Source organism: Burkholderia sp. S-53 (assembly GCF_025560745.1).
Lineage (GTDB): Bacteria > Pseudomonadota > Gammaproteobacteria > Burkholderiales > Burkholderiaceae > Burkholderia > Burkholderia pyrrocinia.
On sequence record NZ_CP090483.1, the window covers coordinates 273752 to 295748 of the forward strand.

The following is a 21997-nucleotide window of genomic DNA, read 5'->3' on the forward strand; positions in this document are numbered from 1 at the left end:
GCGAGTAGTCAACCGAACACCTTGTCGGACACGAACGGGTTCGTTCGGCGCTCGTCGCCGAACGTCGACACGGGGCCGTGGCCCGGCACGAACGTGACGTCGTCGCCGAGCGGCCACAGCTTGTCCTTGATCGAACGGACGAGGTCTTCATGATTGCCGCGCGGGAAATCGGTACGGCCGATCGAGCCCGCGAACAGCACGTCGCCGACGATCGCGACGCGATGCGCGCGGCTGAAGAACACGACGTGGCCCGGCGTGTGGCCCGGGCAGTGATAGACCTCGAGCGTCTCGTCGCCGAACCGCACGGTGTCGCCGTCGTTCAGCCAGCAGTCCGGCTCGAAGGTTTCGGCGGCGGGAAAGCCGAAGCGCTCGCTCTGCATCGGCAGCTTCTCGATCCAGAAGCGCTCTTCTTCCTGCGGCCCCTCGATCGGCACGCCGTAGTGCGTCGCGAGCGTCTTCGCGCCCGCACAGTGATCGATGTGCCCGTGCGTGAGCAGCACCTTCTCGACCTGCACGTTCTGCCGCGCGACTTCCTGTTCGATCCGGTCGAGATCGCCACCCGGATCGACGACGGCGGCGCGGCCCGTCTTCTCGCAGACGAGCAGCGAGCAGTTCTGCTGGAACGGCGTGACCGGAATGAGTGTGACTTTCATGGAGACACCGGCGGCTAAAAGGAGCGATTGTACCGGTCGCGCGCGCTGCCTGCCGCCCGTGCGGTGCACCGTGCGACGCACGTCTACGGGCAATCCCGGAGCATGTCGATTGTTACCGCCATAGAGAGAATCAATGGTCCAGCCGGGCCGCTTTTCGAGGAGGCGTTTTGATTTATGTATAATGCGCCCCATTGAGCGTGAATTTCACGCAATTCGCTGGTGTTTCGACCCCGTTAAAAGAGGCGTCGGAATCACCGTCAAGCATCAGCCGCCGGGGAGTCCGGCGGTGTATCCAGCACCGAGCATTCGGTGCTCACGTCTTGTCCGGCCGGGTGCTGCGCGCCCGCCTGCGGCCCTGCTGCCGCGCCGCCGGATGAGGCCTGTGCCGCCGTTCCTGTGCGTTGGTCGTATCGACGCGCGCGAACGTGAAGCCATGTTCGATGGCGGCATGTGGGGTCTGGTCAGGCTGTTGGGGACAGGTTGTGCCAGACGTGAAAGCTAATCAGGACGGTTGCGGCATAGACGAAAGCCGCGCCCATGCTAGCCGCCTGCTCGCATTCGAGCGGGGCGTGCACGCATTTGCCGTCCGGGCTGCGTATGTGCGCTGTGAAGCAGCGTCGTGAAGGAGCGGCCCGAACCAGAAGGCGACACGTCGATGAACGTACGATTTCCGAGTCGATTCGGGACCATTGCATTATTTTTTGCGTTGACGGGCTGCGCGGTGCCGCCCAGCCAGACGACCGGCAGCGCGAACCAGAAGAACGCGGTCGACAAGACGGCCGCCGCCGCGAAGGCGGACAGCGACAAGCAGCAACTGAATTTCGATTCCGCGCTGGCGTCGATGCCGGCTGCGGACAGCAAGGACGCGAAAAAGCCGTCGCTGGCCGACGCCGAGCCGATCGACGGCAAGGACGTGTCCGACTTCCGCCAGACGGGTCGCGCCTCCTGGTACGGGCGGGATTTCCACGGTCGCCGCACCGCGAACGGCGAGCGTTTCAACATGAACGCGCTCACCGCCGCGCACCGCACGCTGCCGCTGTCGTCGTACATCAGGGTGACGAACTCGTCGACCGGCAAGTGGGTCGTCGTGAAGGTCAACGATCGCGGGCCGTTCAAGCGCGGCCGCGTGCTCGACCTGTCCTATGCGGCCGCCAAGGTGATCGGCCTCGTGCACGCCGGCACGGGCCGCGTGAAGATCGAAGGGCTGTCGCCGCAGGAAGCGCGCGAGGCACGCGCCGAAATGCTCGCGTCGGTCTCGACGAAGTAACGCGGCGGATCCGTCCGCACATGCGCAAAGGGCTGCCTTCCGGCAGCCCTTTGTCGTTTTCGCGCGGCGCCGTCGCGCGTCAGCCTTCCTTCAGCACCAGCGCACGCGCATACAGTGCATTGCGCGACGCACCCGTCAGCGCGGCCGCGAGCTTGGCCGCGCTCTTCACCGGCACTTCTTCCAGCAGCAGCCTGAGCAGCGCATCGTGCGCGGTGTCGTCGGCTTCGCCGCTCGTCGCCGGCGCGCCCTCGACGACCAGCACGAACTCGCCGCGCAGCCGGTTCGCATCGCCGGCGAGCCAGGTCTGTCCTTCGGCCAGGGTGCCCTGGAACAGTTGCTCGTGTAGCTTGGTGAGTTCGCGCGCGATCAGCAGCCGGCGCGCGGGGCCGAATGCGTCGGCGAGTGCGGCGACGGTTTCGGCGATCCGGTGCGGCGCTTCGTAGAACACCAGCGCATACGGGTGCGACACCAGCGCCTGCAGCGCGGTTGCGCGCTGTTTGGTCTTCGGCGGCAGGAAGCCCGCGAACGTGAACGCGCCGGCCCAGTCGCCGGCCACGCTCAGCGCGGTCACGGCCGCGCTCGCGCCCGGCAGCGGGATCACCGCGAAGCCGGCGGCGCGTACCGCGTCGACGAGCCGCGCGCCGGGGTCCGAGATGCCGGGCGTGCCGGCGTCCGATACGTAGGCCACGCGTTCGCCGGCGCGCAGCAGTTCGATCACGCGCTGCGCGGCTTCGCGTTCGTTGTGCTCGTGCACGGCGACGAGCGGCTTCGAGATTCCGTAGCGGGCGAGCAGCTGGCCCGTGTTGCGGGTGTCTTCGGCCGCGATGCGGTCGGCGAGGCCGAGCACGTGAAGCGCGCGCAGCGTGATGTCGGCGGTGTTGCCGATCGGCGTGGCGACCACGTAGAGCGCCGCGTTCGGGTAGTGCTGCGTATGCGCGAGTTCGAGGAGGGCAGTCATGGCAGGCAATGCGCGCAATCGCGGCGCAGGCGGAACAAGGACGGCATTGTGCCACGCGGCGCCGGTGCGGCCGGATGGCGGGCGCGATTTGCCGCGCGCGGGCGACAACTTTTCCGGTGCGGCGCGATCCAAACCGGTCGGCGCGGCATTCGAGCAGCGTGCACGGCAGTTTCTCGAGCGCCGTGGCCTCGCGTTCGTCGCGGCGAACGTGACGATGCGCGGCGGCGAGCTCGATCTCGTGATGCGCGAGCCCGACGGCATGCTCGTGTTCGTCGAAGTGCGCGCGCGGCGCAGCGTCCGCCATGGCGGCGCGGCCGCGAGCGTCGGCTGGCGCAAGCGGCGGCGCCTGGTCGCGGCGGCGCTCCAGTTCTGGGCGCGGCACGGTGCCGGTGCCGCGTGTCGTTTCGACGTCGTCGCGTTCGAGGTCGGGCGGCTCGCGTGGCTGCGCGACGCATTTCGTACCGACGATGCGTAGCCGCGAGCTGTGACGAGATGTAAAGAGTTCTTGCCGGACCCCCGGAGAGGGTGCCGGAGTACGGTAAACTCGCCGCACCCACGATGTCGCGCGATGCGTGCCACGCGCCCAGTTCACCAGGAATCGATGTCAGTCGAACGTATTCAGCAACAATTTCGCGACAGCGCCGCGCTTCACGCCGAAGCGGCCGACGCGCTGTCGTTGCCGATCGCAGCCGCGGTCGATGCGATGTTCGCCGCGCTGGCGAACGGCAACAAGATCGTCGCGTGCGGCGACGGCCCGTCGGCCGCCGCCGCGCACTATCTCGCGGTGTCGCTCGTCGGCGGCTTCGAGCGCGAGCGTCCGGGCCTGCCCGCGATCGCGCTGGCCACCGATGCGTCGCAGGCCGGCCTCGCGGGCGCGGCCGCCGAGCAACTGTTCGCGCAGCAGGTGCGCGTGCTCGGCCAGACCGGCGACATCCTGCTGCTGCTTGACCCGACCGGCGCATCGCCGCGTGTGCTGGCGGCGATCGACGAAGCGCACGAGCGCGAAATGACCGTCGTCGCGCTGACGGGCGGCAACGGCCACACGGTCGCGGCCGCATTGTCCGACACCGATATTCCGATCAGCGTGCCCGCCGTTCGCGCGGCGCGCATCCACGAAGTCCATCTGCTGACTATCCACTGCCTGTGCGACGGCATCGACGCGATGCTGCTGGGTGAGGATTGAACGAAGGAGAGCCGTCGATGAATCAAAGCCGCGTCAAACAGACGCTCGTCAGAACCACGCTGCTCGCCGCGCTGACGGCGGGCCTCGCCGTGTCGCTGCAGGGCTGTGTGCTCGGGGTCGTGGGCGCAGCGGCCGGCGGCGGCGCGCTGATCGCGACCGATCGCCGTACGCTCGGCGCGCAGACGGAAGATCGCGAGATCCAGGTCAAGGCGCTTTCGCAGATCAACAACGGGCTGCCCGACCAGTCGCACGTGAACGTGACGGTGTTCAACCGCCGCGTGCTGCTGACGGGCGAAGTGCCGAACGATGCGTCGAAGCAGCGCGCCGAGGAAATCGTGCGCGGCATCAACAACGTGAACGGCATCGTTAACGAGTTGTCGGTCGAGCCGGCTGCGTCGTTGTCGTCGCGCGCGAACGACTCGTACCTCGAAGGGCGCGTGAAGTCCGAGCTGATCGCGACGAAGGGCATTTCGGCGAACTACTACAAGGTCGTCAGCGAGCGCGGCAACCTTTACCTGATGGGCCTCGTGACGGTCGACGAAGGCAATCGCGGCGCCGAAGCCGCGAGTCAGGTGCCGGGCGTCGAGAAGGTCGTGAAGGTGTTCCAGTACGTCAAGCCGCAGGATGCGCAGGCGCTGCAGGCCGCGTCGCCCGCGAGCGGCGCGTCCGGCACGCAGGCTGCCGCCGCGCCGGCGGACACCGCGACCGTCGGTGCGGTGCCCGACGCGTCGGTGCAGTCCACGCCGCTGCAGCCGCCCGCGCCGATCTCGAATTCGTCGAACGTGCACCCGGGCAACCCGAAGGCGCCGTCGCAATGAAGACCGCGCAGATGAAGCAGATGAAACAGTGGATGGTGCAGGGCGCCGCAGCCGCGGCGCTCGTGGCCGGCACGCTGGGCGCCGCGCACGCGGACGTCGGCGACGGCCTGAAGGTGGCGCGCAGCAATGCGTGCATGGGCTGCCACGCGGTCGACCGCAAGCTCGTCGGCCCGTCGTTCAAGGATATCGCCGCCCGCTACAAGTCCGATCCGCAGGCCGTGGCGAAGCTGCAGAAGAAGGTGAAGGAAGGCGGTTCCGGTGTCTGGGGGGCAATTCCGATGCCTGCGCACCCGCGCATGAGCGACGCCGACGTCCGTTCGGTGGTCGAATGGGTGCTGGCCGGCGCGCCGTCAAAGTGACGCGTTCGGGGTGACGTAACCCCTATTGCCAAGCGCGGAAATGCGTGTGTATGATGATTGACTGTTGGGGCGGTAGCTCAGCTGGGAGAGCGTCGCGTTCGCAATGCGAAGGTCGGGAGTTCGATCCTCCTCCGCTCCACCAACGGAATTCGAAGGGCTCGGTCGCAAGACCGGGCCCTTTTTGTTTTTGGCGACGCTGGCGCCTCGCATCTATCTCGAAATACAAACGTATACATTTGCATACTCGCGCACTATGCTTTGAGCAAGCGACTCGAAGGGGCTGAACGTCATGCAAACGGTATCGGTACGAATTCCAGAGGACGATCTCGCGTGGCTGGTCGAACTGCAATTGCCGGATGCGACGAGCCCGAGCGACAAGATTCGCGCGCTGATCGCCGACGCGCGCCGCCGGGTCAAGGGGGCGCACGACTTCGTCCGCTGCGCGGCGCTGTTCAGGGAGCAGGTGCGGCCGGTGCTCGACGCGATCGATGCCTACGAACACGCCACGCATCAGCGCTCCGAAATCGTGACGCTGCTCGCGGCGCAACTCCCGGAACTCATGGCCAGCCTCGTCACGGCGGCGCCGCCGGGCAAGCCGATCGGCGAGGCCGCCGGCGAACTTGAAGCGCGGCTGACCGCGAAGAGCATGCGCCTGCTGCTCGGCATGCTGCGCCTTGCCGTGACCGGCAATCCCCCCGTCTATCAACCGGCCGTGCTCGATTCATACGTGCATGAGGTCAAGGAACTGGCGAACCTCATTCAGCCGGCGCAGGCAAATCCGTGAGCAGTCCGCGAAGCCGGCATCTGGTGGCCGGGCCGACCTGGCCCGCCTGAATCCCTGAAGGAGTGACAAGTCGTGACGACAGAACATTTCGGAATCCGGGTCAAAAGGCTGTTGACCGCGAACGTGCATGCGCTGATCGGTTCGCTGGAAAGCCGCATGCCGCAAGCCATCCTCGAGCAGTACCTGCGCGAATTCGACGATGTGATCGCGCAGGCGCGGGTGGTGCTGGGGCGGCACGAAGCCGCGCGGTACCAGGCGGCCAAGGCGATCGCGCGCATCAACAACGAGATCGAGCGGCTGAACGACCTGCTTGGCACCGCGCTCGCCCGGAACGACGATGCGGCCGTGCGCGCCGGCGCGGAACGGCAGATCGAGCTGGAGGACCAGCTCGGCGTGCTCCAGCAGTCGCTTCACGAGGCGAGCGAGCGCGCGCAGGTCGCCGAGGCCGACCTGCTGGGCCTGCGCGCGAAGCGGGTGGAGATGGAAGCGGGGCTGCGCGAACTGATCGCGGCGCGCGCGGCCGCGCCCGGCGACGGCGAGCGCCGCACGGAGGGAGCGGCGGGCGCCGACGCGAGGGCGGAGCAGCTCGAACAGGGTTTCAACCGGACGATGGCCGGCGCCACGGGCACGGCGGGGTTGGGCACCAGTCCTTCGTCGGCCGATCCGTCGTTGTTGCATCGCCTCGAAACGCTGCACAAGGAACAGCGAATCGAGGAACGCGTCGCCCGCCTGAAGTCGCAACCCGGAACGCTGGCAGACGACATGTCCTGATGCTTCGCTTCCGAATCTGAGAGCAAAACGATAATGACTTCTTCTCTGATGCTGCCCGGCAACGCACCGTTCGTCGTCGCGATCGCGCTGATGATCGTCATCGGGGTACTGGAGTGCGTGTCGATGCTGCTGGGGCTGAGCCTGACCGAGCATGCGGGCAATTTGCTCGTCCTGCATTTCGGCCTCGACCACGCCGACGGCGGCCCCGACGCCAGTGTCGTCGGCCAGTTTCTCGGCTGGCTGCATGTCGGCCGGGTTCCGCTGCTGATCCTGTTGATCCTGTTCCTGCTCGGCTTTTCGGTTCTCGGGCTCGCATTGCAGACGTCGCTGCAGGCCGTGGCGGGTTTCATGCTGCCTAACGCACTGGCCGTGGGGCTGGCGACGGTCGCGGCGCTGCCGTTCGTGCGCCACACCGGCAAGTTCGTCGCGCGCTTTCTCCCGCAAAGCGAAACCACGGCGGTTTCCGAAGCCGACTTCATCGGCCGCACCGCGCGGATCGTCACCGGCGAAGCGTCGCTCGGCTATCCGGCCGAAGCGCGGCTCGTCGACGAACACGGCCAGCAGCACTACGTCCGGGTGGAGCCGGACGAGGCAGGCCGGACTTTCGCGAAAGGTACGACGGTCCTGCTCGTGTCGCGCATTTCGGGTTCGCGTTATCACGCAATCGAAAATCCCCGACCCGAACTTCTCTGAATCCCGTTTCGCCAGGCGGCCGCCGTTCCGGGCGGCGGGGGCTGGCGCACCTTGCTGTCACCATCCGTACACAGGAGTCGAACAAACATCATGATGAATGCACTCTCATTCTGGGGCGCTGTCGCATTGGCAGTGGTGGTGGGTATCTGCGTGATCGGCATGATTTTCGCGCGCCTATACGTTCGCGCGTCCGCGGAGCGGGCCTTCGTCCGCACCGGTCTCGGCGGGCAGAAGGTGATCATGAGCGGCGGTGCAGTGGTGCTGCCGGTGTTTCACGAGGTGATCCCGATCAACATGAACACGCTGAAGCTCGAAGTGAGCCGCGCGACGCACGACAGCCTCATCACGAAGGACCGGATGCGCGTCGACGTGGTCGTCGCATTCTTCGTGCGGGTCGCGCCGACCGAGGAAGGCGTGTCGACCGCGGCGCAGACGCTCGGCCAGCGCACGCTCGCGCCGGAAAACCTGCGCGCGCTCGTCGACGATAAGTTTGTCGATGCGCTGCGCTCGACTGCCGCGCAGATGACGATGCAGGACCTGCAGGACGCCCGCGAAAAATTCGTGCAGGGCGTGCAGAACACGGTCGCGGAAGATCTGACGAAGAACGGGCTGGAGCTGGAAAGCGTGTCGTTGACCAATTTCAACCAGACATCGAAGCAATACTTCGATCCGAACAATGCGTTCGACGCCGAAGGCCTGACGAAGCTGACGCAGGAAACCGAGCGGCGCCGCAAGGAGCGCAACGAGGTCGAGCAGGACACCGAGGTGGCCGTGCGTGAAAAGAACCGCGACGCGCTTTCCCGCAAGCTCGCAATCGAGCAGCAGGAAGCGTTCATGAAGCTCGAACAGGAGCAGCAGGTCAAGACGCGCTCGGCCGAGCAGAACGCCCGCATTGCCGCGTTCGAGGCCGAGCGTCACCAGGAGGCGGAGCAAAGCCGGATCGGTGCCGAGCGGCAGATTCAGGAATCCGAGATCCAGCGCGAGCAGGCGTTGCGTACCCGCAAGGTGGAAGCGGAGCGCGAAGTGCGCGTGAAGGAAATCGAACAGACGCGGGTGACGCAGATGGCGGCGATCGAGCAGGCGAAAGTGACCGAAATCGCGCAGCAGGAGAAGGAGATCGTGATCGCGGAGAAGTCCGAGGCGCAATCGCAGGCACAGGCTCGCGCGAGTGCATCGCTCGCGGACGCGGTGCGTGCCGAGCAACTGGTCGAGACGACGCGCAAGACCGCCGAGGCGGATCGCGCGAAGCAGGTTGCGCTGATCGAAGCGTCCCAGGAGGCGGAAACGCAGGCGGTTCACATCACGACGCAGGCGCGGGCAGAGCGGGACGCGGCCCAGATGCAGGCTGCCGCGATGGTCGAGCTGGCCGAGGCGGCGCGCAAGAAGGGGCTCGCGGAGGCCGAGGCGCAGCGTGCGCTGAACGACGCGATCAACGCGCTGTCGTCGGACCAGACCAGCCTCAAGTTCAAGCTCGCGCTGCTGCAGGCACTGCCTGGCGTGATTCAGCAGACCGTCGAGCCGATGAAGTCGATCGACGGCATCAAGATCATCCAGGTCGACGGGCTCAATCGCAACGGCGCGGCGGACGGCGGCGTACCGGCCGCGGCAGGGGGCAATCTGGCCGAGCAGGCGATGTCCGCGGCGTTGTCCTATCGCGCGCACGCACCGCTGATCGATTCGCTGCTTTGCGAAATCGGCCTGTCCGGCGGATCGCTGCAAGGGATGGTGCCGTCGATCCATCCGAGCAAGCCGGCGGCGAGTCCCGCACCGGTGACGCACGCCGTACCTGTGGCGCACCCCGCACCAGCCGCCGCCGCTTCGCGCGAGGGCGGTGCCGAGACCGCATGACGCGAGATAGCGGCGCATCGGCCGCCTGCCGGGCCGGCGGCCCGGCAGGTGCTTCTTGCTTCCCGCCCTCCCGTCACCCCCGCCCGAAACTCGGCCGCTTCGGATCGTACGTCCACCCCGGCACGAGATAGCGCATCGCGACCGCATCGTCGCGCGCGGTGCCGCCCACCTCGTTGTACAGCGCATGCGCGGCCTCGACCTGCGCCATGTCGAGCTCGATCCCGAGCCCCGGCCGCTCCGGCACGGCCACCTTGCCGCCGACGATCGCGAGCGGCTCGCGCGTGAGCCGAGCATCGCCTTCCTGCCAGATCCAGTGCGTGTCGATCGCGGTAATCGTGCCGGGCGCGGCCGCCGCCGCATGCGTGAACATCGCGAGCGACACGTCGAAATGATTGTTCGAGTGCGAGCCCCACGTGAGCCCCCAGTCGCGGCACAGCTGCGCGAGCCGCACCGAGCCCTGCATCGTCCAGAAATGCGGATCGGCGAGCGGGATGTCGACCGCCTGCAGCCGCACCGCGTGATCCATCTGCCGCCAGTCGGTCGCGATCATGTTGGTCGCGGTCGGGATGCCGGTCGCGCGGCGGAATTCGGCCATCACCTCGCGGCCCGAATAACCGCCTTCCGGCCCGCACGGATCCTCCGCGTACGCGAGCAGGTGGCCTTGCCCGCGGCACAGCGCGACGGCTTCGTCGAGCGACCACGCGCCGTTCGGGTCGAGCGTCGTGCGCGAGTCCGGGAAACGCGCCTTGATCGCCGCGATCGCTTCCATCTCGTCGGCGCCGGCCATCACGCCGCCCTTCAGCTTGAAGTCGGCGAAGCCGTAGCGCTCGACCGCGGCTTCGGCCTGCCGCGCGATCGCGGCCGGCGTGAGCGCCGCTTCGTTGCGCAGCCGGAACCACGGATCCGATGCGTGCGTCTCGTCGCGATACGGCAGATCGGTGCGGCGCCGGTCGCCGATGTAGAACAGGTACGCGAGCATCGGCACCGCGTCGCGCTGCTGGCCTTCGCCGAGCAGCGCCGCGACCGGCACGTCGAGATGCTGGCCGAGCAGGTCGAGCAGCGCGGCCTCGATCGCGGTGATCACGTTGTCGAGCCGCAGGTTGATCTCGTGTGGCTGACGCAGCACGGCCGCTTCGCCGGCCGACGTCACCTCGTGCCGGATCGTGCGGCCCGCACCGGCACCTGAGCCGGACAGCGCCGCGCGCACCGCGTTGAGTGTCGCCTGGTAGCGTCCGATCGACTGGCCGACCACGAGATCCGTCATGCGCTCGAGCGCGTGGCGGATCCCTTCGCCACCCGGCACTTCGCCGACGCCGGTGTGCCCGCTGCTGTCGTCGAGGATCACGAGGTTGCGCGTGAAATAGGGCGCGTGCGCGCCGCACAGGTTGAGCAGCATGCTGTCGCGGCCGGCGACGGGAATCACCTGCATGCGCGTGACGCGCGGCGTGCCGGCACGGCGGGGTTCGGACATCGGTTCGCTCCTGGTTCCGGTGGCGCGCGGGCCGCCGGACGCGCCGGCGCGGCCCGCGCCGTTCAATGAAGCTCGACGCGGCGGATTTCGCCGACGACGAACAGGTAGCAGATCACGGCGACCAGCGCATGCGCGACGACATAAACGAGCGCGCCGTTGAACGAGCCGCTGCGGTCGACGATATAGCCGATCGCGATCGGCGTCGTGATGCTCGACAGGTTGCCGCACGTGTTGAGCAGCGCGCCGCTGAGCCCCGCGATCTGGCGCGGCGCGGTGTCCGCGTTGACGGCCCAGCCGAGCGCGCCGAGCCCCTTGCCGAAGAACGACAGCGCCATGAACAGCACGACGAGCACGTGCGAATCGGTGTAGTTGCAGACGATCATCGACATCGACAGCAGCATGCCGAACACGATCGGCACCTTGCGCGCGACCGACAGCGACCGGCCCTGCTTGAGCAGCGCGTCGGACACGACGCCGCCGAGAATCCCGCCGAGGAACCCGCACACGGCAGGGATCGACGCGACGAGCCCCGCGTTGAGGATCGACATCCCGCGCGCCTGCACGAGATAGACCGGAAACCACGTGATGAAGAAATAGGTGAGCGCGTTGATGCAGTACTGCGCGACGTACACGCCGATCAGCATCCGGCTCTTCAGCAGCGCCTTCACGTGATGCATCGACGGGCCGCCGCCGCGCGCGCCCGTCGCCTGGTCGATGTTGACGAGCGCGCCGCCTTCGGCGAGATAGTCGAGTTCCGCGCGGTTGATGTTCGGGTGGTCCTTCGGGTCGTACATCGTGCGGTTCCACACCGCGACGAACGCGAAGCCGATCACGCCCATCACCGCGAACACCGACTGCCAGCCGAACGCGTGCACGAGCCAGCCCATCAGCGGCGCGAATACGACGGTCGCCGCGTATTGCGCGGCGTTGAAGATCGCCGACGCGGTGCCGCGCTCGGCGGCCGGGAACCACGCGGACACGATCCGGCTGTTGGCCGGAAACGACGGCGCCTCGGCCGCGCCGACCAGGAAGCGCAGCCCGAACAGCAGCGCGAACGCGGCCGCGCCGCCGAAGAAACCGATCCCCCCTGCAGCAGCGTGAACAGCGACCAGAAGAAGATGCTGAACGCGTAGACGATGCGCGACCCGTAGCGGTCGAGCAGCCAGCCGCCCGGCAGTTGCGCGATCACGTACGACCAGCCGAACGCGGAGAAGATGAAGCCGATCTGCACGTGGCTCAGGTGCAGCGCGCGGGCGAGGCTCGGGCCCGCGATCGCGATTGCCGCGCGATCCGCGTAGTTGATCGTCGTGACCGCGAACAGGACGGCCAGCACGAGCCAGCGCACGCGCGTGCGCCGGGCCGTTGCCGACGCGGACGCCGGCAGCGCTTGAAGCGGATTCATGACTGTCTCCTCCGAAGGGCGGAAGGTGCCGTCGTGCGGCAGGCGCGTCGGGCGCGCGTTATTCGTGCAGGCGCCGCCGGCAGGAGGCCGGGCGCCGGACGCCGATGCAGGCAGGGCGTCCGGGCCATTCTGTCATGTCGAAAGCTGCGCTTTCATGCCAATTGCTGACTCGATCGATTCAGTATTTGAATCGATCAAGTCGGTCGATCGCCCGAGGCGCGCGCGTCGCCCGCCTCGTCGCCATGATGACGCGCCACGTGCCGCACGAGAAACTCGACGGCCGCGCGTACGCCGGGCAGTTGGCCGCGCCGGTGCGGCATCAGCAGCGTCGTCGTGACGGTGCCGGCCCGCCAGCCGGGCAGCACGCGCACGAGCGCGCCGGACGCAAGCGCGCCGCTTGCGATCCAGTCGGGCAGGCAGGCCAGGCCGAGGCCGGCCATCGCAGCCTGCAGCAGCAGCGTCGACTCGTCGGCCTGCAGGCGGATGCGCGGCGCCACGTCGACGGTGTCGCCGCCGCGCTGCAGCCGCCACGGCTGCTGGCCTGGGTGGAGCCCGTCGTGCCGCGCGAGGTCGGCCGGTTCGTCCGGTGCGCCGACGCGCGCGAGATAGCCGGGCGACGCAACGACGATGATCGGCGACGTCGCGAGCGGCCGTTGCACGAGCGCGGAATCGGGGAGCGGGGCGAAATGGCTGCGCACCGCGATGTCGAAGCCTTCCTGCGCGATGTCGACCAGGCGGTCGCTCGCATGAATCTGCAGCAGCAGCTTCGGGTGTGCGATGGCCAGTGTCGGCAGGCAGGGCGCGAGGATGTGCTGCGCAACCGGCACCGAACTCGTGATCCGCACGACGCCCGCTGGTTCGGCGGCCTGCCGCAGCACCGCGTCGCGCGCGCTCTCGGCCTCGATCACGGCCGCGCGCGCGTGCTCGAAGAATTCAGCGCCCACCGGCGTCAGCCGGAAGCTGCGCGACGTGCGATGCACGAGCCGCGCGCCAAGCGTGCGCTCGAGTTCGGCAACGCGCTTGCTCACCGTCGATTTCGGCAGGTCGAGCCGGCGTGCGGCAGCAGACATGCTGCCCGCGTCGACCGCCTGCACGAACAGATAGAGATCGTTCAGATTCACTGTCAGCGTCCACATAAAGAAACGACGAGTTTCGATTCTAGCGGCTACTGCGCCATCGTTCGCCATGGGAGCATGGTCGCCCGTTCAACTTCGCGGAATACCCCGATGTCCCCGATCCTTCTCTACGGCATTCCCGCCGGCTGCTCATTCGGCTCGATCGTCGCGCTCGAATGGGCCGGTCGCCCGTATCGACTGTCGCGCATCACGATGCCCGACCTCGTGACGAGCGACGCGTTCCTCGCACTGAACCCCGTCGCCGAAACACCGGCGTTCGTGACCGCGAACGGCGACGTACTGACCGAAAGCCTCGCGATCCTCGGCCACGTCGGCGCGCAGGCGCTCGACAGCGGCCTCGCATTCCGCCAGGGCAGCGCGGATTTCGACCGGCTGAACCGGATGCTGGCTTGGCTGAACACGACATTCTTCAACGCGTTTGGTGCGCTCTGGTACGTGTACGAACACAACACCGAGGGTGCCGAGAAAGCAGCGTTGCAGGCCTACGGCCGCGGCAATGTGCTGAAGGCGCACCGGCAGCTCGAAGCGCAGCTCGCGCGCGGCGATGGCCCGTGGCTGTTGGGCGCACGGCGCACGCTGGCCGATGCGTATTTCGCGGGGATCGCCCGCTGGGCCGACTATCACGCGGTGTTCGAGCGCGACGCGTTTCCGCGCGTCGCCGCGCTGCGCGCGCGGCTCGCCGACGACACGGGCGTGCATTTCGCGCACGCGGTCGAGGAAGGCTTGCCGCTGCCGGCTTCGTCGGCGTTCGAAGGGCATGTGTCGCTCGACGACGCGCTGGCAAGCGCGCACGTCATGGCGACCTGACCGCGCAACGCGGTCGCCCGAAGGGCAGGCTGTCGGCGATATTTTTACCCGGGTGATATTGACATTCAATTAATACCCGGATAAAAATAACGTCATTCCGATTCCTGCCCGCAGGCGACCACGATGACAACCTCGATGCTCCTTCCTTCCTATACGGCTTTCGACGGCCACCGCCGGCTCGCGTCGGGCCCGCTCGCGGCGGTTGCGCTCGCGGTCAGGCAGGCTGCCGACGACGCGATGGCCGGCACGATCCTGATCTTCGACGACGCGACGGGCCGCTCGATCGACCTCGACCTGCGCGGCACCGCGGACGAGATCCGCGCGCGCTATGCGCCGCCGCCGGGCGACGCGTCCGGTACCGCCGGCGAGCCGGCCGGCGCGGGCGAGCAGCGCGGCCGCGGCCGGCCGAAGCTCGGCGTCGTGTCGCGCGAGGTCACGCTGCTGCCGCGTCACTGGGAATGGCTCGGCGCGCAGCCGGGCGGCGCGTCCGTCGCGCTGCGCAAGCTCGTCGAGGACGCGCGGCGCACGCACGCGGCGGCCGACCGGCGCCGCGACGCACAGGCGCGCGCGTACCACTTCATGTCGGCGATGGCGGGCGACCTGCCCGGCTTCGAGGAAGCCGCGCGGGCGCTGTATGCGAACGACCCGGCGCGGCTGGCCGAGCTGATCGCCGGCTGGCCGGGCGACGTGCGCGACCATGCGCTCGCGCTGGCGCGCGGCGACCTGCCGCCGTCCACCGAAGACTGCTGACCGAACGCCCGACGCGATGACCACATTCGACCTGAACCGCGGCGCGCTCGCGCCGGTTGCCGACGAAGTCGACGTCGTCGATCTGCGCGTGACCGGCGCCATCCCTCGCGAACTCGACGGCACGCTGCTGCGCAACGGCCCGAATCCGCCGGGCGGCCGCTTCGAAGGGAACGACGTGCTGTCGTGGTGGCCGGAAGCCGCGATGCTGCACGCGATCGCGTTCGAAGGCGGCCGCGCGGCCGGCTACCGGAACCGCTGGGCGCGCACGCGCCGCTGGGCCGCCGGGCATGCGCCCGCGCAGGCGCCGCAGTTTCCCGACACCAATCCGAACGTGAACGTGCTGCAGCACGCCGGCGAGTTGCTCGCGCTGGCGGAGGGCGGCGCGCCGTTCGCGATCACCGCCGCGCTCGATTCGCTCGGCGTGTCGACGCGGCACGCGGGCTTCGATGGCGCGATGACCGCGCATCCGAAGGTCGACCCGGTGACGGGCGAGCTGATCGCGTTTCGCTCGGACTGGCGCGCGCCGTGGCTGCGCTACGGCGTCGTGGATGCACAGGGCGTGCAGCGCGTCGACCTCGCGATCGAGGTGCCCGCGCCGTCGATGATGCACGACCTCGCGATCACGGCAACCTGCAGCCTGCTGCTCGACCTGAATGTCGGCTATGACTTCTCGATGCTGAAGCAGGGGCACCGGATGCCGCTGCGCTGGCACGACGACCGGCCCGCGCGCATCGGCGTGATCGCGCGCCACGGCGGCGACGTGCGCTGGTTCGGCATCGAGCCGTGCTTCATCCAGCACGTCGTGAACGCGTACGACTGTGACGAATCGTGCATCGTGCTCGATGCGGTGCGCTATCCGTGGTACCTGCGGCTCGACGAGCGCACTGGCCGCTTTGCCGACAACCCGGTCGGCGAGCTGTGGCGCTACGTGATCGATACGGCGAACGGTCTGATCGACGAAGGGCCGCTCGCCGACGGCGGCATCGAGCTGCCGCGCATCAACGAAAGCCGGACGGGGCGCCGCTACCGCTATCTGTATGCGGCCGAGCAGCCGAACAACGCGGAAATGCGCGGCGTGATGCGCTTCGACCACGCGCGCGGCACGACGACGCGCTACGCGGTGCCGGCTGGCGACCAGAACAGCGAGCCCGTGTTCGTGCCGCGCCCGGGCGGCGTCGACGAGGACGACGGCTGGCTGCTGGTGGTGATCTACCGCGCGGCGACGGATACGAGCGACGTCGTGATCCTCGATGCGCGCGCGATCGACGCGGGGCCGGTCGCGACCGTGCACCTGCCGCGCCGCGTGCCGGCCGGGTTCCACGGCGCGTGGGTGCCGCGCGTGCGCTGAGCGGCCGTGCGCGTCACTGCGCGCGCAGCGCGTCGACGATCTTCAGCCGCGCGGCGCGCATCGCCGGCAGGAACCCGCCGACGAGCCCCATCACGAGCGAGAACAGCAGCGTCTTCACGACGATCGCGGGCGTCAGCACGAAACGGAACGACAGGTCCGCGAAGGTCTGGAAGTTGGTCGTCGAGAACGACGCGAACTGCATCAGCGACGCGCACGCGAGCCCCGCGACGCCGCCGACGAAGCCGAGCAGCAGCGCTTCCAGCAGGAACGCGGCGAGCACGTTCATGCGCTTGAAGCCGAGCGCGCGCAGCGTGCCGATCTCGGCGACGCGGTTCGCGACCGACGCATACATCGTGATCATTGCGCCGATCATCGCGGCGATCGAGAAGATCGTCGACAGCGTGATGCCGAGGATGTTGATGAACTTCGACAGCGCCTTCGACTGGTCGCCGTAGAAGGTCTGTTCGCGCTTTGCCTCGTCGGTCAGCCGCGGGTCGACGTCGATGTCGGCCTTGAAGCGCGCGAAGCCGTCGGCGCTCGGGATGCGCAGCACCATCGACGAGTAGCTCGTGCGCCGGAACGACTGCATCAGCTGGTCGACGTCGCCCCAGATCTCCGAATCGAAGCCGCTGCCGCCCGCGTCGAAGATGCCGACGATGGTCCAGTCGCGCTGCGCGAAATGCAGGCTGTCGCCGAGCTGCGTGCCGCTGAAGCCTTTCGCGATCGCGCTGCCGACGATGATTTCCGACGAGCCGGGCACGAACATGCGGCCGGCCGCGAGCTTCACGTGCGGGCGCAGCGCGAGGCCGGACGGCGACACGCCGCGGATCACGACGTTCGACGGCTTGCCGCTCGACGTCTTCACGAGCGAGATCAGCACGACGGCTTCCTTCGACACGAGCGGCCGGCCGTCGGGGCCGAGCGCGACGGCCGGGTGCATCTCGAGCGCGTTGGCCTGCTGGTGGTCGATCGAACTCTGGATCTCGGTTTCGGCGCCCTTGCGGATCACCACCGCGTTGTCGGGTTCGCCGGTCGACACGAGCGTCTGCGTGAGCCCCGCGTCGAGCATCTGCACCGTCGCGAACACGAAGATCACGAGCGCCATCCCGCCCGCGGTGAGCGCGGTGGTGAGCCGCCTGGTCCACAGGTTGCGCGCGATGTAGGTGAGCGGGATCGTCATGCCTACCCGATCGCCCGCAGGCCTTCGACGACGCGCACGCGCGCCGCCTGCCACGCCGGCACGATCGCGGCCGCGACGCCGACCGCGACCGAGCACGCGGCCTGCAGCGCGACCGTCTCGGCCGACACCCTGAACACCGGGAAGATGCCGCCGGCCGCCTGCTTGAACAGGCTCGCGGCGGGCGGCGTCGCGAGGATCCCGAGCCCGCCGCCGGCCACCGCGATCACGACCGATTCGCCGAACACGATCAGCGCGAGAAAGCCGGGGCCGAAGCCGAGCGCCTTCAGCGTCGCGTATTCGGCCGTGCGTTCGCGCGCGCTCATCGCCATCGCGTTGGCCATCACGGCCATGATGATCAGGATCACCACGTACGACACCAGGCGGATCGCCGCGATGATCTGGTTCGACATCGCGACGAAGCCGAGCTGGAACGCCTGCTCGGTCTCGGTCAGCGTCTCGGCGAGCGAGTTCTTGAACACCGCGTCGACGTTGCGCGCGATCGTCGCGCCGTCGTCGGGGTTCGCGACGCCGAGCACGAATACGCCGACCTGGTCGGCCTGTTTCGGCGTGCGCTGCCGCACCGTCTCGTTCAGGTAGTCCCAGTGGAACACCAGCTGGCGCGTGATCGTCGAATCGTCGCGGCCGTCGAGGATCCCGCGCACGACGAAGTCCCACGTGCCGGGATAGATCGTGCCCTTGAGCGGGATCACGTCGCCGATCTTGAAACCGAACTGCGTCGCGAGCTGGCGTCCGACCAGGCAGCCGCGGCGGTCGCGGTCATAGTCGGCGCGCTGCTGCGCGGGCAGGATGAATTCCGGATACAGGTCGAGATAGTTCTCCGACACCGCGAAGCTCGCGAAGAAGTTCTTCGGGTCGCGGTAGATGCCGCCGAACCAGTTCGAGCGGACCACGGCCGTCACGCCGTCGATGCCGCGGATCCGGTTCTCGTAGCTGACGGGCAGCGGAAACACGAGCGAGATCGCATTGCGCGTGACGAGCCGTCCGCTGGACGCGGCGGCCGCGCCCGCGTACCACGCGTCGACGACGGTATGCAGCAGCCCGAACGCCAGCACCGCGATCGTCAGCCCGAGCACGGTCAGCAGCGTGCGCAGCCGGTGCCGCAGCGCGTTGCGCGCGATCAGCTTCAGCACGTACATCGCGCGCGCTCCCGCGGCCGGTCAGCCGGCGTGCCCATCGATCAGCTCCCCTTTTTCCAGATGCACGAGCGACTGCGCGGCGCCGGCCGCGTGCGCGTCGTGGGTCACCATGATGATCGTCTTGCCGAGCTCGGCGTTCATCCGCTGCAGCATCGCGAGCACGTCGGTGGCCGACGTGCGGTCGAGGTCGCCGGTCGGTTCGTCGGCGACGATCAGCACGGGGTCGGTGATCAGCGCGCGCGCGATCGCGACGCGCTGCTGCTGGCCGCCCGACAGCTCGGACGGGTAATGGCTGGTCCGGTCACTGAGGTTCACCATGTCGAGCACGAGCTCGACGCGCTCGCGCCGCTCGCGGCGCGACAGGTGCGTGAGCATCAGCGGCAGCTCGACGTTCTCGTACGCGGTGAGCACCGGCATCAGGTTGTAGAACTGGAAGATGAAGCCGACGTTCGCTGCGCGCCATTCGGCCAGTTGCGCCTCCGCGAGCTGCGAGATATCGAGGCCGCCCACGCGCAGTTCGCCGCTGTCGGGCCGGTCGATGCCGGCCACCAGGTTCAGCAGCGTGCTCTTGCCGGAGCCCGACGGCCCCATCAGCGCGACGAAGTCGCCTTCGCCGATATCGAGCGTGATGTCGGTCAGCACGGGCACGATCTGGTTGCCGCGCCGGTACGACTTCGCGACGTGGTGGATCTCGACGAGGGGCGGCGGCGTGTCGTTCACGCTGGCGCTACTTCTTCGCGACGGTCACTTTCGCGCCGTCCTTCAGCTTCGCGCCCGGCGCGAGCACGACCGTGTCGCCGGGCTTCACGCCGCGGATCGCAACGAGCTCGCCGATGCGCATGCCTGTCGTCACGGCCGCCGCGCGCACGGTGTCGTCCTTCACGACGAACACGACCGGCCGGCCGTCGCGCTCGACGACCGCGCTCACCTGCACGGCCGTCACGGGCTGCCGGTCCTGCGCCGACACGGGCTTCGACAGGAACGCGATCTTCGCGCTCATGTCGGGCAGCACGCGGTCGTCGCGGTCGACGAAGCGCACCTTCACGAGCACGGTGGCCTTCGAGCGGTCGACGGTCGGCACGATGCGCGACACGCGGCCCGCGAAGCGCATGTCGGGCAGCGCGTCGAGCTGGATCTCGCACGGCTGCTCGGCGCGGATCTTCGCGATGTTCGATTCGGCGACGTCGGCTTCGACCTCGAGCGTGTCCATGTCGGCGATCGTCACGACCGCGCCCTTGCTGTCCGACGCGGACGAGAACGGCGTGATGTTGTCGCCGACGTTCGCATGCTTGGCGAGCACGATGCCGTCGAAGGGTGCGCGGATCACCGTCTGGTCGACCGCGACCTGCGCGGCCTGCGCGTTGGCGTTGGCGGACGCGATCGCGGCCTCGCCGCTGCTGAGCGACGCGCGCGCCTTGTTCACGCGGGCCGTATCGATATCGAGCTGCGCGGCCGGCACGGCGCCCTTCGGTGCGAGCGCCGCGGTGCGGCGGAACGCGATTTCGGCGTCCTTCAGCTCGGCCTGCTGCACGCCGAGGTTCGCGCGGGCGACCTTCGCCTGCGCGAGCGCCTGCGCCAGCGACGCCTCGACGTCGCGGCTTTCGAGGCGCGCGATGATCTCGTCCTTCTTCACGCGCGTGCCTTCGAGCACGCCGAGCCATTCGACGCGCCCCTGGCCTTTTGACGCGACCGCGGCCTTGCGCTGCGGCACGACGTAGCCGGTCGCATTGAGTTGCGTGTCGTTCTGGTACGGGTAGGCGGACGTGACGGACGTGGTTTCGACCGTCGGCCGGCCGGTGAGTGCGAACCCGGCGACGATCGCGACGATGGCGATCACGGCGGCGACCGCATAGCGGACCCACCGGCGCTGGCGTGGCGCCGGAGCGATCGGACGCCGGTCGATTTTCAGTTTGTCCAGATTGTGATCGGGCAATTTGAGCGCCTCGCGACGGCGGCGGTCTGGTGACCTGCCGCGATCCGGTTCCGGGGAAGGGGACGGATGGACGCCAGTATAGCGTCGCGGGCCGGCGCGCGAGAGCCGGTTTGCCGGGCTGCCGCGGCCGCCGGCGGGCGGGCCGCGCGATGCCGGATACGCGTGCCGGGCGGCCGGAAACCGGTGTTCTCGGGGAAAACCCGAGACACGCAGCCGCGTGTCAACTTGCCGCGAAGGCGGCGCGTTATGGAGCCAGTACGTCAGTCTTTGTCGCGGTGAAACGGCGCAAGCCGGCCGCCCGGCGGCGACCGGAAACCCCGGCGCGACTGGCGTTCCGATGCGAATGCCTCGCATCTCTACCGGTACGTTTGACTTTTTCTCCGCTAAAGGAAGAACAATGAAGAAGACGCTCGCTTCGATCATGACCGCAGCAATCGCACTCGCTTCGGTTTCGGCATTCGCACAGGAGATGGCATCGGCTCCGGCAGGCGAGATGGCGCCCGCTTCCGCACCGATGAAGAAGGATCACAGCAAGCCGAAGCACCAGCTGAAGCAACACGGTTCGGCCAAGGGCAAGGCAAAGGCCGCAGCCGCATCGGCCGCCGGCACGAACGACGCAGGCGCAGCAAACTAAGCGCCTCGGCCGGGGCCGGCACTGCCGGCCGCCAGTCGCGAGACCCCGCATGTTTCGGCATGCGGGGTTTTGTCTTTTCAGGCGCCGCGTTCGTCCGCCGGCGCCGCCGGCGCGCGCATCGCGTCGACCACCGAACGCATGCGCCGCCAGTGCGAGCCTTCCCAGAACACGCGCCGGCAGACGTCGCACGCGGCGAAGCGCCGGTGCCGCTGCCGGATGCCGTCCGGCACGCGCGGCGCGGCAGCGGCCGCGTCGAGCGGATGCAGCGGCGCATTGCAGCGCAGGCACAGCCGGAACGGCCGCATGTGAGGCGCGAGGTCGAGCCGCTCGAACAGTTCGCGCAACTGGTCGGCCGGCTGCAGCGCGTGCAGGTAGCAGCCGCGTGCGACCGCGCGCCGCTTGAGCAGCTCGCGGTCGCGCGTCAGCACGATCCGGCCCTCGCGGCCGGCGAGCGCCGCGAGTTCGTCGTCGCGGTAGTGGTTGTCGTAGCAGGTGTCGAAGCCGGCGAGGCGCAGCAGTTGCGCGAGGCCGCCGAGATGCGCGTCGGCGACGAAGCGCCATTGCTCCGGTTGCGGCGCGGTCGCACCGTTGGCTGCCGGCTGCGCGCGCTCCGGAAACGCTTCGACACGGTCGCCGTCGCCGAGCGGGCGGTCGAGCGCGGCCGGCGCGTCGTTCACGCGGAGCCGGCCGATTTCGGTATGCGGGACGCCGAGCGCCTCGATCGCGTGCTTCACCGTCGCATCGCGCGCGCACGGATGCCCGAACGCGCGGTCGCGCTGCGCGCGCGGGAGAAAGGCGTTCAGTTCGCCGTGGAAGCGGAAGGTCGCGGTCGCCATCCGTGCAGT

Annotated in this window: 22 protein-coding genes, 1 tRNA gene and 1 pseudogene; 14 read left to right on the forward strand and 10 right to left on the reverse strand. The window is 68.6% G+C overall.

Annotation, left to right across the window (positions count from 1 at the left end; genetic code table 11):
- Positions 1-8: 8 nt before the first annotated feature.
- Positions 9-653, reverse strand: a complete 645-nt coding sequence (locus tag LXM88_RS06235; protein WP_262539654.1) for an MBL fold metallo-hydrolase — start codon at positions 651-653, stop codon at positions 9-11.
- Between the two features lie 655 nt (positions 654-1308).
- Between LXM88_RS06235 and LXM88_RS06240 the strand changes: the two genes are divergently transcribed.
- On the forward strand, positions 1309-1920 hold the full coding sequence (locus LXM88_RS06240; protein ID WP_262539655.1) for a septal ring lytic transglycosylase RlpA family protein: 612 nt from the start codon (positions 1309-1311) through the stop codon (positions 1918-1920).
- Between the two features lie 79 nt (positions 1921-1999).
- On the opposite strand, the gene rsmI is transcribed toward LXM88_RS06240, so the two are convergent.
- A complete protein-coding gene (gene rsmI / locus LXM88_RS06245; RefSeq protein ID WP_262539657.1) occupies positions 2000-2878 on the reverse strand; it encodes a 16S rRNA (cytidine(1402)-2'-O)-methyltransferase in 879 nt (292 codons plus the stop codon).
- Between the two features lie 46 nt (positions 2879-2924).
- Here rsmI and LXM88_RS06250 point away from each other — a divergent pair, with 46 nt between their 5' ends.
- The 9 genes from LXM88_RS06250 to LXM88_RS06290 all read left to right on the forward strand — a co-directional run bounded on the left by LXM88_RS06250 (position 2925) and on the right by LXM88_RS06290 (position 9334).
- On the forward strand, positions 2925-3353 hold the full coding sequence (locus LXM88_RS06250; protein ID WP_262542804.1) for a YraN family protein: 429 nt from the start codon (positions 2925-2927) through the stop codon (positions 3351-3353).
- A 126-nt stretch (positions 3354-3479) separates the two neighbouring features.
- A complete protein-coding gene (locus tag LXM88_RS06255; RefSeq protein WP_262539658.1) occupies positions 3480-4061 on the forward strand; it encodes an SIS domain-containing protein in 582 nt (193 codons plus the stop codon).
- Between the two features lie 17 nt (positions 4062-4078).
- Complete coding sequence (locus tag LXM88_RS06260) at positions 4079-4879, forward strand: BON domain-containing protein (protein WP_047901113.1); 801 nt, start codon at positions 4079-4081, stop codon at positions 4877-4879.
- Positions 4876-5238, forward strand: coding sequence for a c-type cytochrome (locus LXM88_RS06265; RefSeq protein ID WP_262539660.1), 363 nt, complete (start codon positions 4876-4878; stop codon positions 5236-5238). The genes LXM88_RS06260 and LXM88_RS06265 overlap by 4 nt, the downstream gene beginning before the upstream one ends.
- A 66-nt stretch (positions 5239-5304) precedes the next feature.
- Positions 5305-5380, forward strand: a tRNA-Ala gene (locus LXM88_RS06270).
- Positions 5381-5587: 207 nt separating this feature from the next.
- Positions 5588-6022 (forward strand): hypothetical protein, encoded by a 435-nt coding sequence (locus LXM88_RS06275; protein ID WP_262539662.1) that lies wholly within the window; start codon positions 5588-5590, stop codon positions 6020-6022.
- Between the two features lie 111 nt (positions 6023-6133).
- The gene (locus tag LXM88_RS06280; RefSeq protein WP_262539664.1) at positions 6134-6793 is read left to right on the forward strand and encodes a PspA/IM30 family protein; all 660 of its coding nucleotides are present in this window, start codon (positions 6134-6136) and stop codon (positions 6791-6793) included.
- A 33-nt stretch (positions 6794-6826) separates the two neighbouring features.
- The gene (locus LXM88_RS06285; RefSeq protein ID WP_262539666.1) at positions 6827-7486 is read left to right on the forward strand and encodes a YqiJ family protein; all 660 of its coding nucleotides are present in this window, start codon (positions 6827-6829) and stop codon (positions 7484-7486) included.
- A gap of 90 nt (positions 7487-7576) precedes the next feature.
- Complete coding sequence (locus tag LXM88_RS06290) at positions 7577-9334, forward strand: flotillin family protein (RefSeq protein ID WP_262539667.1); 1758 nt, start codon at positions 7577-7579, stop codon at positions 9332-9334.
- A 73-nt stretch (positions 9335-9407) separates the two neighbouring features.
- Here LXM88_RS06290 and LXM88_RS06295 read toward each other — a convergent pair whose 3' ends face one another.
- The 3 genes and pseudogenes from LXM88_RS06295 to LXM88_RS06305 all read right to left on the reverse strand — a co-directional run bounded on the left by LXM88_RS06295 (position 9408) and on the right by LXM88_RS06305 (position 13394).
- Positions 9408-10805: an enolase C-terminal domain-like protein gene (locus LXM88_RS06295; RefSeq protein ID WP_262539668.1), complete on the reverse strand. Its 1398-nt coding sequence runs from the start codon at positions 10803-10805 to the stop codon at positions 9408-9410.
- Between the two features lie 62 nt (positions 10806-10867).
- Positions 10868-12207: pseudogene (locus LXM88_RS06300) on the reverse strand (MFS transporter).
- Between the two features lie 194 nt (positions 12208-12401).
- A complete protein-coding gene (locus LXM88_RS06305; protein WP_262539669.1) occupies positions 12402-13394 on the reverse strand; it encodes a LysR family transcriptional regulator in 993 nt (330 codons plus the stop codon).
- Between the two features lie 39 nt (positions 13395-13433).
- Here LXM88_RS06305 and LXM88_RS06310 point away from each other — a divergent pair, with 39 nt between their 5' ends.
- The 3 genes from LXM88_RS06310 (at position 13434) to LXM88_RS06320 (ending at position 16248) form a co-directional block, all read left to right on the forward strand.
- Positions 13434-14150 carry a glutathione S-transferase family protein gene (locus tag LXM88_RS06310; RefSeq protein WP_262539670.1) on the forward strand — a complete coding sequence of 239 codons (717 nt, stop codon included), beginning with the start codon at positions 13434-13436 and terminating at the stop codon, positions 14148-14150.
- Positions 14151-14273: 123 nt separating this feature from the next.
- On the forward strand, positions 14274-14900 hold the full coding sequence (locus LXM88_RS06315) for a DUF2239 family protein (protein WP_262539671.1): 627 nt from the start codon (positions 14274-14276) through the stop codon (positions 14898-14900).
- Between the two features lie 16 nt (positions 14901-14916).
- Positions 14917-16248 carry a carotenoid oxygenase family protein gene (locus LXM88_RS06320; RefSeq protein ID WP_262539672.1) on the forward strand — a complete coding sequence of 444 codons (1332 nt, stop codon included), beginning with the start codon at positions 14917-14919 and terminating at the stop codon, positions 16246-16248.
- 13 nt (positions 16249-16261) lie between these two features.
- Here the strand turns inward: LXM88_RS06320 and LXM88_RS06325 are convergent, their stop codons facing one another.
- The 4 genes from LXM88_RS06325 to LXM88_RS06340 are packed head-to-tail and all read right to left on the reverse strand — an operon-like array spanning position 16262 to position 20518.
- Positions 16262-17428, reverse strand: coding sequence for an ABC transporter permease (locus LXM88_RS06325; RefSeq protein ID WP_262539673.1), 1167 nt, complete (start codon positions 17426-17428; stop codon positions 16262-16264).
- Positions 17429-17430: 2 nt separating this feature from the next.
- On the reverse strand, positions 17431-18585 hold the full coding sequence (locus tag LXM88_RS06330; RefSeq protein ID WP_262539674.1) for an ABC transporter permease: 1155 nt from the start codon (positions 18583-18585) through the stop codon (positions 17431-17433).
- Between the two features lie 21 nt (positions 18586-18606).
- Complete coding sequence (locus LXM88_RS06335) at positions 18607-19305, reverse strand: ABC transporter ATP-binding protein (protein WP_262539675.1); 699 nt, start codon at positions 19303-19305, stop codon at positions 18607-18609.
- Positions 19306-19312: 7 nt separating this feature from the next.
- Positions 19313-20518 (reverse strand): efflux RND transporter periplasmic adaptor subunit, encoded by a 1206-nt coding sequence (locus LXM88_RS06340; RefSeq protein WP_262539676.1) that lies wholly within the window; start codon positions 20516-20518, stop codon positions 19313-19315.
- 337 nt (positions 20519-20855) lie between these two features.
- Between LXM88_RS06340 and LXM88_RS06345 the strand changes: the two genes are divergently transcribed.
- Positions 20856-21152, forward strand: coding sequence for a hypothetical protein (locus LXM88_RS06345; protein ID WP_262539677.1), 297 nt, complete (start codon positions 20856-20858; stop codon positions 21150-21152).
- Between the two features lie 77 nt (positions 21153-21229).
- On the opposite strand, the gene LXM88_RS06350 is transcribed toward LXM88_RS06345, so the two are convergent.
- On the reverse strand, positions 21230-21988 hold the full coding sequence (locus LXM88_RS06350; protein ID WP_262539678.1) for a Mut7-C ubiquitin/RNAse domain-containing protein: 759 nt from the start codon (positions 21986-21988) through the stop codon (positions 21230-21232).
- Positions 21989-21997 lie beyond the last annotated feature (9 nt).